At 68.5% G+C, this 11797-nt stretch carries 5 protein-coding genes; all 5 read right to left on the reverse strand.

What is annotated here, in order from left to right; all coding sequences use genetic code 11:
* Nucleotides 1-53: 53 nt before the first annotated feature.
* Nucleotides 54-1004, reverse strand: a complete 951-nt coding sequence (locus IDM40_RS03045) for a sigma-70 family RNA polymerase sigma factor (protein WP_193120335.1) — start codon at nt 1002-1004, stop codon at nt 54-56.
* A 338-nt stretch (nt 1005-1342) separates the two neighbouring features.
* Entirely contained in the window at nt 1343-3508 is a 2166-nt protein-coding gene (locus IDM40_RS03050; RefSeq protein WP_193120336.1) for a DEAD/DEAH box helicase, read from the reverse strand.
* Nucleotides 3505-4830, reverse strand: coding sequence for a BREX system ATP-binding protein BrxD (gene brxD / locus IDM40_RS03055; protein WP_193120337.1), 1326 nt, complete (start codon nt 4828-4830; stop codon nt 3505-3507). Before brxD ends, IDM40_RS03050 begins: the two co-directional genes overlap by 4 nt.
* Before the next feature lie 2 nt (nt 4831-4832).
* Nucleotides 4833-7805 (reverse strand): BREX-2 system phosphatase PglZ, encoded by a 2973-nt coding sequence (pglZ, locus tag IDM40_RS03060; RefSeq protein WP_193120338.1) that lies wholly within the window; start codon nt 7803-7805, stop codon nt 4833-4835.
* On the reverse strand, nt 7802-11614 hold the full coding sequence (locus IDM40_RS03065) for a DUF6079 family protein (RefSeq protein WP_193120339.1): 3813 nt from the start codon (nt 11612-11614) through the stop codon (nt 7802-7804). Before IDM40_RS03065 ends, pglZ begins: the two co-directional genes overlap by 4 nt.
* Between the last annotated feature and the right edge of the window lie 183 nt (nt 11615-11797).

The following is an 11797-nucleotide window of genomic DNA, read 5'->3' on the forward strand; positions in this document are numbered from 1 at the left end:
TCCCCGTGTGCCCCGCTCCACATCCGGTGGGGCGGGGCACCGCCCTCGCGGGCCTACCGTGCGTAGATCTCACGCAAGGTCTGCAGGGCCGTCTTCTCGATCTGTCGGACGCGCTCGATGGTGACCCCGAGGTGTTCGCCGAGGCGGCCCAGAGGCTCCACGTCCCCCGTGACCATGCCCATACGCCGTGCGACGACCTCACGCCGGCGGGGGTCACTCAACCGCGTCAGCAACGCGCGCGCCGCGAGGCGCCGTTCCTCCTCCAGCACCTCGACCTCCGGGGACGGCAGGGCATGGCGCGGGTCCTCGGCGACCACGGTGAGCAGGGTGGTCTCGCCACAGATGTTCCGGTCCAGGGACTCGGTGCACCGAGCGAGGTTGTGCACCTGCGCGACCTCACGGATGGTCATGTTGCCGTGCGCTGCCACGTCTGCCGGGCCGTTGGACCTGCCCTGTGCAGCCAGCTCACGTTCGATCCGGGCCACCTTGCACACCCTGTCGTGCATGTACGCCGGCAGGCGGATCGTCGCACCCTCGTCGGCGAGAGCGCTCCGGAGCGCATGACGGATCCACCATGTGGCGTATGTCGAGAACTTGAATCCGCGGCTGCCGTCGAACTTGACGACCGCACGCATCAGACCCCGCATGCCGTGCTGGGCCAGGTCGTCCAGGTCCAGCCCTCGGCCTGTGTACCTCTTGGCGATGCTGTACACGAGGTTCTGGTTGTGCACGACCATGGCTTCGAAGGCCCGACGGCGTTCGTCGGTGGGCGCCAGTGCCACGACCTCGGCCTGGTCGAGCTCCGTGTCGAGCGGGGCCCCTCCCCTCATCAGGACGGCCATCCCCACCTGTTCTTCCGCGGTGAGGATGTACGTGTGCCGGTCACGCCGCCACCGGTCCTCCTCCAGGACCAGGCGGGCGCCGGCGACCTCCGCGGACCGAAATTCGGCACCGTCTTTTTCCTGAGAAGAACGGCCCGATTCAGGGAGGCGCGCGGAATCCATCCCTTCGGGCTTCCGCGGCCCCGGTATCTTCCGGGGAGCGATCAGACGCAGGCCCAAAGACGGGAGCGCACCCCTGAAACGCCGACGGGCCTCGGGGTCGATCCCCCATTCGTCGCACGCTCTTTCGAATTCCTCGCGGTCGATCAACCCTTTGTCGGAAGATGCCCGAATTCTACTGAGAACGCCCTTGGCAATGGCACGACGATCGACCCCTGAAGCCGCTGAGGAGGACATGTTCGGCATGCTTCAGATCATGTCATCACCCGCTGACAGAATCGCCCGATTCCCGGAAACAGGTCGGGGAATCACCGGGTGCGGACTACGACGCGCTTCGTACATCAGAGTCGAAGAAAGCGGGTCGGCTCCTTCAGCAAAGCAGCAGCCCCCTCCACGTCGGCCAGGCGCGCGGACAAGGTGCGCTCGGCCAGGTGCTGGGGCAGAGCCGCGTTGAATTTGAGCCCGTCCAGAGCGCGCACCGAGACCTCTGGGAGGACCACACGTTCTTGCGCCGCGCTCTTGGCCGCCGACCACGTGCGCGGATCCAGCTCGGCATTGAGCCGTAGACAGGCGTCGTTGGGCTGCTGCTTGGGGTCCGCGGCGTCCCCCAAGGTGGTGGCCAGGGTGATGTTGGCTCTGGCCCCCGCCCAGGTCCACCAACGCAGGTCACCGTTGTCGGCACGTACGATGACCGATCCGCCGGGGTGAACCAGGTCCATGTGTTCCTCGCGTGCCTTGGCCAGAGCGTCGGTCGCCCGCTGAGTCATCCTCACCGCGGGATCCGTGCCCAGCAACACCTCACGGACCGCCCGGGTGAGGTGGAAGAACGATCCGAGGTGCCCGCCGGAATCCCATTTGGCCTTGCCCCCGCCGCCGTCGACAGGCTCGACAAAGCACCGCTGCCGACGCCAGTCGACCCAGGTGACCATCCAGGTCCGTCCAGCGAGCAAAAGACGCCGCGGGCCCTCTTCCCTCTCGTCCCCGGCCAGCAGTGCCGGATCCACGCTGCCGATCTCGGTGCGCCCGTTCAGGGCGGTGAACTGGGGCGGAGCGGTGAAGACACTGGTCAGTTCGGTGAAGTGGCGGTGGCCGAAGCGCTTCTCCGCCTCGGGGCCGATCATCATCAAGCCGCCGTCGAGGTCGATGAACCCCTCCTTCACCAGGTGTGCGGCGATGGGCGCCCCCTGTTGGAAGGGGCCCAGGCCTTCCCACCACTCCGGCCAGAGGTTCTGTGCCACCTCGGGTTCCTGCAGGCACAGCGCCAGAAGCTGTTGGGCGACGATGTGCCGAGGTTCGGGGGTGGGCCTGACCGGCTCCACCCAGTGCCTTCCCCACAGGTGCAGGAGTCCGGCAGCGTCCAGGAAACCGGACTGGTCCACGGCCAGGAACAGGCAGTTGCGGACGGTTCCCTGCCGCCGTCCTGTCCGGCCGATTCGTTGCAGGAAGGAAGCGACCTTACCGGGCGCGTTGATCTGGACGACCCGGTCGAGGTCCCCGACGTCGATACCCAGCTCCAGGGTGCTGGTGGCAACGATGACGCAGTCGCGGGCCTCGGCGAAGGCCGCCTCAGCACGACGGCGTTCGTCCAGGGCCAGTGAGGCGTGGGACAGGAAGGTGGTTACTCCGAACTCGCGCAGTGAGTGGCCGAGCTCCTCCACGTACTTGCGAGAGTCGCAGAAGACCAGCCGCTTCTCTCCGCGGTGCAGGGAAGCGATGACCTTGGCTGCGTTATGCAGGGAGCCCACGTAGTCCAGTTGGACGTCCCCGGGCGGCGGTTCGTCCGGCAACGCGCCCGGCCCGCGCAGGTGCACGCCGGGTGCGATGACGCGCCCGGGGCGGCTACCGGCCCCGGGCCCTTGGAGCCAAGCGAGCAACTCGTCGGGGTTGCCGACGGTCGCTGACAGTCCCACCCTCTGGATCGGACGACCGGCCACTCTGCCGAGTCGCTCCAGAACTGCGAGCAGGTGCCATCCTCGGTCGTCCCCGGCGAACGCATGCACCTCGTCCACCACGATGGAGTGCAGATTCTGGAACAGGGCCCGATGGTCGACCTTGGTGCTCACCAGCATCGATTCGAGCGACTCGGGGGTGGTGAGCAGGACGTCGGGCCGATTGCGCAGGATCCGCCGGCGAGCTGCAGAAGAGACGTCGCCGTGCCAGAGCTCCGAAGTGCGGCCCAACCACCCCGAGTAGGCCTGCACGCGCGGCAGCAGGTTGTTGAGCAGAGCCTTGATGGGACACACGTAGAGCAGTGACGGCCCCTCCCCCGTCCGCCCGGCCATCGATGTGAGGAGTGGGAACAGGGCAGCCTCGGTCTTACCGCCCGCGGTGGGCGCGAGCAGGATCGCGTCCTCTCCGTCCACCAGAGGCGGGAGTGCCTCCCGCTGGAGCGGGCGCAGACCGGGCCAGCCCAGGGTGTGGACGATGTGGTGGGCCAGGGTGGGATGGAGAAGGTCCAGGCTGCTGGTACCGGCAGATTCCTCTCCGCTCCCGCTCTCCGCGTTCACAGGTCGAGCTCCACCTCGTCCGCGTCGGCGGCCCGTTGCACGTGGGCCCCGCGTTCGACCTCGGTGAGTTCGTTCCTGCCCACACGCAGGTCGTAGTGCTGCCGCGGGTCGAAGTCGGGGTTCTGGTCGATCCGGTCCATGACGTCCACGAGCTTGCGCAGGAAGAGACGGGGCGCGATGCCGACCTTGCCCCCCAGCTCCCCGGCCACCGCCTCGGCGAAGCCCAGCAGGTAGCTGTCATCGACCCGGCTGCGCACCCTTTGCGGTGCGTCGGCGCCGTCGGCGTACAGTTCCCGCACCGCCACGCCCAGCTCATGGAGCCGGTCCAGGTCGAACCCGGTGAGGCGGATCTGGGTGGCGTAGAGGTTGTCGTGGGCCGGGTCGGCCAGGAAGTCGGTGTGCAGGCGCTGTGCGAGGGGCGCCAAGCGCTGCACACCCTGGGGCCCGTCGAAGAAGGCCGGTGTTCCGGTGATGAAGAGGTAGAGCCCCGGGAACTGCCGGTTGGCGATCTCGTCCAGGAGCTGGCGCAGCGCGTTGAGTCCCTTCTCCCGGGTGTCGGTGCGGGCGCGCTGGAGGGTTTCCAGTTCGTCGAGGACGACGACCAGTCCGGGGTGGTCGCAGTCGCGCAGCAACACCAGGAGCCCCTTGAGCGCGGCCAGGGCGCCGAAGTGGTCGAGGTCGCCCTTGATGCCAGCATAGCGTTTGGCCGCCGCGGCGACGTTGGGTTGGCCGCCCAACCAGGCGATGAGCGCCTCGGCGATGGCGGGTTCCTCTTCGGCCTGGGCCCTGTGATAGCCCCGTAGTGCCGCAGCGAATGAGGGATTGGCGCTGGCGACCTCGCCCAGGCGGCGTTCCATGAGGGTGGTGACGGCCGTGTCGAGCGCTTCTTCGTCGCTCTCGTCCACGTCGCCGGAGTCGAGGACGTCTTCCTCCAGGGAGAAGAACCAGTTGTCGACGATCTCGCGCAATGCGCTGGGCGGTTGTGTGGCGGTGGACAGTCGTTCGGTCAGGCGCCGGTAGACCGTTTCCAGCCTGTGCAGAGGGGTCTCGGTCTCGGAGATCTGGATCTCCGAGACAGCGAGGTTGGCACGTTTTGCGCGCTCACCCAACCAACGCACGAAGAAGGTCTTGCCGGAACCGTATTCACCGCGTACGGCCTTGAACTCGGCACCTCCGGTGGTGACCTGGCCCAACTCCTTGTCCACAGCGGCCTCGTAGCGTCCGAGTCCCACGGCGAACTGATCGAGGCCGCTGTGCGGCACGGTTCCATGGCGCAGGGCACCGACGATCTCGGCACGGCGTGCGGCGCTGACGGTGGTCACGCTCAGCTCCCTTCAGAGAGGAACTGCTGTTGCAGCAGGGAAATGTCCAGTTCGACGCTGCGGTCACCGTCGGTGAGGGTGAGCACGGGGTAGGCCTCCACGTTGAGCGCCTTGCCGACCATCTTGAGGAAACGGACCGCGCGAGGATGGCTCGAAGGACCGTTCCCGGCCCAGGACACTGCGGCGACAGGCAGCCGCGGCCGGGTGCCGCCCGCCGCGGCGAGGGCATCGATGATCGCGATGATCTGTTCTGCCCGGGGGCCTCTCTGGCCGACCCGCTTCAGGCTGGACGCGAAGACCGCGGAAGCGGTCACCTTTGTGCCGAGGGTGTGTACCCGTTCGTTTTCCAGAGGTTCGGCAGGTTCGGGGACCGCGTCGAACATGGGAAGGGTCTGTTCGCGCTCGGACCGCTTCTTCTTCGAACGTTTCGGGACACGCTCGGACGTGGTGTCAGCGGTTGCCCCGGTGGCCGGAGCCCCGCCGACCGCACCGTCCTTCTCGGGCGGGTCCGTGCTCTCGAGCGCTTGGGACCACCACGCTGGTTCGACCTGGGCCGCAGTGAGGTGTTTCCACCCCTTGGGCACGATCCCCGTCCCGCCGTGCGTGGCGGTACCGGAATCCAGGACCGGGGCGAAGGCCAGGACGGGGACGACCATCTCCGCGGCAGAGAATCCCCCGTGGTAACCCTCCTTGCGGTCGGTGTAGCGGATGTCTTCGCGGTAGGGCACGACGAGGGTGCCGTCACCGTGCAGGACCCGCCCACCTGTGACCAGGACTTCTCCGCCTTCGGGACGGCCGGTCCGGTAGCGCGCTGCCTCCCCCGTCCGGGTCTTGGTGGAGAACCCGCGATCCCAGACGTGCCCGTGGTCGGAGGTCAGCAGGACGGGACGCCCGGTTCGGGCCGCCGCGTCGAGCAGGGGGCTGAGCTTCCCGATTTGAGCAGGTTTCCACTCGGCCTCGTCGGCTTCCCGTCCTCGGGACAGGGCGTCGTCGACCGTGTTCAGCACGACCCCGACGACCGTTGTGGTGTCGTCGATGCTCTCCCGTACGTGGGTCGGCAGGTGGACGCCGGCCCCGCTGTCCAGGTCACGCTGGTGGTACAGGACAGCGTTCCTGCCTCCGAACCCGTTGCCGGCCCACAGCGCGGCGAATCCGGAGCGTTCCCGGTCCTGCTTACCCGAGGTGAGCGTTCCGGTGAGCAAGGAGGCTCGAGAGCAGGTGGTGATTGAGGGCACCGTTGCCAGCACGCCGGCTCTCCGGGGTTCGTTGGCCTGCCCTTGCTCCTTCTTGCGGTCGGGGAAGTGCGCGATCTCGGTCAGACGCCCTTCGGCGTTGATGTGCTCGGCGATCTGGAGCGCCACTTCGACGCTCATCCCGTCGAGCACGATGATCAGGGGTGCTTGTTCACGGGCCAGGGGTCGTGCGAACTGCTCCAGCACGTTCTCGATGAGGAGCGGGGCGCCGTCGTCGTTGTGGGCGCCGTCCCAGTGTTCGAGCGCGCCGGCGAAGGCCGCGTCGAACTGCGCTCGCCACGCGCGGACGCGTTCGTAGAGCTCGGCCAGTGCCTGGGCGAACGCGGGAACGTCACTCCGCTCGTGCCAGATCGCGGAGGCTGCACGGTCCACCCAACCGGTCTCGTCGACATGGCTCTGGATCCACCCGCGCACGGAAGCACGGGTGTCGGGTCCGAGAGGACGTTCGTCCTGGCTGCGGGCCAGGCGGCGCAGCAGTCGCACGGCGTTCTGGGCAGCGGACCGATGCCCCTGGGGCGTGCGGCCACCGTAACGGCGGTGTCGGCACATGCGCTGCCAGGCTGTTTCCACTTCCCGCAGATCTTGCGGCAGGGGAAACGAGGGAGCGTCGGCTGGGCCGGGCTCGCCGAGCGCCAGGGTGATCTGTTTGCCCAGTTCGGCCGTTCGGCTGCGCAGGCCGCTGTCGAGCAGGCTGCTGGCCTCGGCGACGGGTTCGGCGCCGAGTTGGAAGAGGAGCTCTTCGGCACGGCGGATCGTGGTGTCGGCCTGGTCCTCCTCCGACCCCTCCAACAGGCGGATCAACGAGGCCCTGCAGGCCCTGCCGAACTCGGACAGGTCCTGTTCGGCGGGCCGGTTGGCGCCGAAGTAGCGTTCTTGGGCACGGATCAGCGCGTGCTGGGCCGACCGCACAACGGATCGGTCGTCGCCTTCGCGCCCCTTCCGCGCCGCGGCGGAGAGTTCGGCCAGGGCCAACCCGACGGGAACCGCATCGAGGGCGTGTCCGCGCTCGAGGAGTTTGAACACCACACGCGGAACCGACCCGAGTTCTTCCTCGAGCGCCCAGCAGAGTTCCTGGCGTTCGCGCTCGTGGAGGTGGGTGAAGGCGGCTACGGCGTCGGGGCGCCGGGTCCATTCGAGGAGTGCGGCACTGTCGACGCGTTCCTCGGGTTGGCCGCCGAAGCGTACGGACACGGCGATGGAGAGGGCTTGTTCGAGTTTGAGCACGCCTGTGCCCACGCGCAGCGGTGTGGCGGCCCGGATGCTGCGCAGCGTGTCGGCGAGCCATCGCCAACGGCCGGCGTTCAGGCGGGGATCGATCCGGGTGACCTTGAGTTCGGTGCGCAGCAGCTCCCAATCGTCGAGGCGCATGACTTCGTCGCCCAGGAACCGTGCCAACAAGGCCTCTCCGAACTCGGAGGGGTCGAGCGGGGTGAGCACGACCAGGTGGTCGGCGGACTGCTCCTGTCCGAACTCGGCGAGGGCGTGCACGACGCCCAGGACGCTGTCGGCACCAGCCACCCGGACGGTCACGGGTTCCCCGAGCGCCTCACTGTCGAGGGTCAGTCGGTCGGGCCCCTCCCAGTGCGGATCGGCGGACAGGGCCACGGCGCGGGCCTGCGATCGGGCGTGGCCCTTGTCGATCCTGCGCTGCTCGGCGTCAAGGGCCCTGTCCAGTGCGCCTCTGACGGCTTCTTCGCCGACCCGGCCCAGTACGGCGTTCACTCGGCCTCCCGGATAGTGATCTGGATCGGCGCCTCCGGGGAGATGCCGAGTGAGGACCTCAATTCGGCCACGGCGGCGTCCAGGTCCGCGCTGTGCGGGACCGTGACCCAGGTGTGTGCGGGTTCACGCCGTGTGGGCGGCATGTCCGGGAGGCCGGCCCCGGTTCCTGTGACGGGTTCGTGTTCCCGGGTACCCGTGCCGTGGCCTGCGGCTGCCCTTTCCGCCGTTGCGTCCGGAGTGACGTTCCGGGCGAGCAGGTCCACGGCCTCGCTGTTGGCCTGGCGGAGGGCATTGGCCAGCTTGTGGCTGAGCTCGTTGTGCCGGGCGGCCTCGCGGAGCTGGTCCAGGATGTCGCGGGCCTGCGCAGCCTTTGCCCCGCCTTCCTCGACGATGCCTTCGAGGGAGCCGAGCAGTTTCCAGTGGGCTGCGGCCAGGCTGTCGGCCACGTTGGTGGCCCCGATCATCGCGGCCCTGTAGACACCTGCTTCTTCGGGCAGGTCGGCTCGCCCGAGGGCGTTGACCAGTTCGGTGTCGTCGGTCAGTCCCGCGAGTCGGCCGAGGAGCCCGTCGACGGTGCGGGCCGTGGCCACACGTGGCGCTTGCTCGTCGACACCGAGGACGTCCGCGTGTTTGAGCAGTTCACCGACCAGGCGCTCGCTCCCGTGCTGCAGGCGGTGCGCCTGCTCCTTGAGCTGCCCGGCCAGGTTCTGCACCGCGCGGGCGCTGCGCAACGGTTGGCTTGGCAGCTGGAAGAGGAGCTCAGCACGGTCGTTGGCACGGTGGAAGTCCTCTTCCGCGGGCAGCTCCTGCCGGCGCAGGACGATGTCGCCGGCGAGCTGGCCGAACCCGACCCCGGTGAAGCGTTTGCCGGCCCGGATCCAGGCCCGGTCGCTCTGCACGGCGTAGACCTGGACCAACAGATCGACGACGTCCTCGGGGAGGCCGTGGCCGTCCTGCCGTGCGCGGATCCACTCCTTGATCTCGGCGACCCGGACGTCGGCGCTGGTGACCCTGCGCCGGGCGATGAAGCGGTCGATCTCCCTGCGCCACTCGTCCTGGAGCACGAAGACCTCGGTGACAGCGGCGATCCGCAGCGGGACGGCGATACGGCGCAGCACCGGGAGGTCAGCCTTGGGCACATCGTCGTAGCGCTCGAGCGCATTGCCCTTGGCGGCCTCGACCGCGTTGAGCACCGTGCTCAGGTCGGCCCGGCGCACCGCGGTCCTGCCGGTGGAGCTGGACAGGTCGGGGTGCTCGGGGTAGAGGGCGTCCAGGAGCTTGAAGCTGACGCGTTCCAGGGCTTCGGGGAACTGGCTACCCGCCTCCAGGGGGATCGACAGGTTCGGCATCAGCGGTTCGATGTGTGTGGCGGCCGTCGCCCCGTAGTCGGTGCCGTCGGCCTCGACGAGCCCGTAGGCACCGCGCAGCAGGCCCCTGATCCTCACGGTGAGCTGGTGCCGCTGGTTGTCGAGCTGCAGCCAGGCCTCGCGGCGGTCGTCGCTGTTCCAGTCAGGGGCTTTCTCCTCGATGACGCCGTTCTGCAGGAGGTACTCCATCTGCAGGATCTTGCGGGCGTCCTCCAGGCGGTTGGGCGCCAGGAAGGTGGGCAGCCACGCCAGGGCGGCGACCGGCTCGGTGAATTCCTCGCGCAGCGCCTGCACGCGCTGGCGGTCGTCGGCCGGGCTGTGGTCGCCGCTGTCGAAGGGGTAGTCGAAGACGATACGCACGGCGTTCTCCGCCAGGGGCCGGAAATCTTCCCGCCCCACGTCGTCGCTGGAGCGCACGTTGCCGTAGACGAGTTCGACCGGCCGCTGGGTACCGCGCCAGACCACGGTGGTGCGCTCGGCCCCCGCCTCCAGGCCCAGTTCCTTCCACAGCAGCCGTTTGACCAACCCCCGCAGGGCGTGGTCGTTGACGGCGGAGAAGGCGCTGCGCATGAGGGATCCGGTGTCCACACGCAGCAGGTTCAGGGAGATCGTTGGGTTGTCGCTCTGGGCGCCCACCCGCACCTCGCCGAACTCGGCCTGCAGGTCCTTGAAGAACTGGGTGACGGCCTTGACGTCCTGGCCGGGCCGGCGAGAACGCACGAGTCCCTGGTTGAGGGCGATGGCGCGCCCTGCGGTCAGGTCCCTGAGCGCGGGCACGTTGGGCGTGAGCGCGCTCAGCAGCAAGGTCTTGACCAGCAGGTCCTCGCGGCGGAACGGGGAACGCACATCGAGGTCGGCGGTCTGCTCGACGTTGGTGTAACCGTGCTTGCCGAGCAACCAGGGACGGACCTTGTTGCGGTAGAAGTTGCTGATCTTGGTGTATTCACCGCTCAGGTGGTCCTTGAAAGGCTTGTTCTCGCCCCCGATGAGCACGTCGAAGACCGCGCCCAACGGAACCATCTGCCCGACGGGCAGGGTGTCGCGGTGGTCGACCAGCAGCTGCAGGAGCAGCTTGATGGAGCTGCGCGACCTGCTAAGGGCGTGGGACATCTCGACCATGACGTGCAGCAGGGCGGGGCTGAACGGGTAGAGCTTGCGGAAGTCCTCCCAGGTGCTGGTCTCGGCACCGCCCTGGCTGTCGAGGAGGGTGTCCTTGACCTCGGCGCGGCTGCCGCGCATGCGTTCGAATGCCTGGTCGATCTCGGCGGCGGCCTCGGCGCTGCGCGGTTTGACCAGGCGCCGGCTGACCACCTCGGTGAGGTTTGCGTCGGCCAGGAAGATGTCCTTGAACCGGTCTTCCCAGTAGTCGATGGTGCGGGTGATGCCTTCGGTGCCTCCGCCGAGCCCGACCAGGTCGCGCAGGTCGCGCTGGCGGGGCAGGAAGCTGATGACGGGTACGGGCCGACTGTAGGAGGATTCCACGAGCTTGGAGATCTTCTGCAGCTCGCCGGCGATGCGCCCCTCGTCGTTGATGAAGGCGGTGAAGCGCAGGATCAGCTCGTCCAGGAGCATGATGATGCCGTCGCACCCGAGGTGTTCCCGGGCGTGCCGGCTGATGACGGACAGGCCCTCGTCGATGCCGAGGTAGGCGTTCCCGGACTGGCCGATGGAGTCGGCGTAGCGTTTGAAGGGCCCGTCGAGCAGGGCGCTGACGAGCTCTTCACGCAGGTTTCTCTCGCCGAGCTCCTCGCTGTCGGGGTCGGCGGCGAAGGCCCGGTCGAGGGTGTCGGGGGTCCAGGTCGAGGGGCCGCCCAGCTCTCCCCACGCGTCGTCTCCGTCCTCTCCTGCACCGTCGTCGGCGCGGACGGGCAGGCTCGCGATGAAGGCGTCGTCGCCCATTTCGGCACGCTGGTTGCGGGCGTCCTCCAGGAGCCCGCCGGCCCGGTAGACCGCAGGGACGGGGGCATCGGGGAACTGCGCGCGCACCTGGCGCACGTAACCACCGAGGATGTGGGCCTCGACGGACACTGTCTTGTCCGTCATGTGCGCCTTGACCTCGACGAACTTCTTGTCGGCGAGCCAAGGGTCGTGTGCGGCGATGACGTTGCCGAGCCCTTCCTTGCCGCGTGCGTCCGGGTGGTGTTCCAACACCGCCGAGAGCACGGACAGGAAGTGGCTCTTACCGGCGCCGAACGAACCGTGCAGGTAGGCCGCCTGGGAGGTGTTGTCGACCACGGCGGAGCGGATGAGCTCGAGGGCTTCGTTGAAGTTCTCGGCGAGCCGCGGTGTGACCACGTAGTCGGCGATGGCCTTGGCCTGCCGTTTCTCGGCGCTGTCGGTGAGTTTGACGACCAGGTCACCGTCGTGGACCGCGGTGGGGATCTCGAGCAGGTCGCGGATGACCCGGTCGGTGCTGCCCGGAGCAGAGGGAGAGGTCGTCATCGCCAGGGTGCGCCTTTCTGACGTCGTTCGGCGGGGTCGGTGCGCGTGGGCCGACCGGATGCGGCGGGGGCGCCGGGCGGGCATCCGGTGGTTGGAGCGCAGTGGACGTGGTGTGCGGAGGGCTCGGTTCCAGCTTAAGCCTCGGGCGGGACGGAGGCGGCCCGTACCCCGTCCGTGGCAGGG

The organism is Nocardiopsis coralli, from assembly GCF_014892575.1.
Classification (GTDB): domain Bacteria; phylum Actinomycetota; class Actinomycetes; order Streptosporangiales; family Streptosporangiaceae; genus Nocardiopsis; species Nocardiopsis coralli.

Bases quoted from the DNA above. Each gene is read 5' to 3' on its own strand.
- IDM40_RS03045 (WP_193120335.1), bottom strand. From the start codon at position 1,004: ATGGATTCCGCGCGCCTCCCTGAATCGGGCCGTTCTTCTCAGGAAAAA.
- IDM40_RS03065 (WP_193120339.1), bottom strand. From the start codon at position 11,614: ATGACGACCTCTCCCTCTGCTCCGGGCAGCACCGACCGGGTCATCCGC.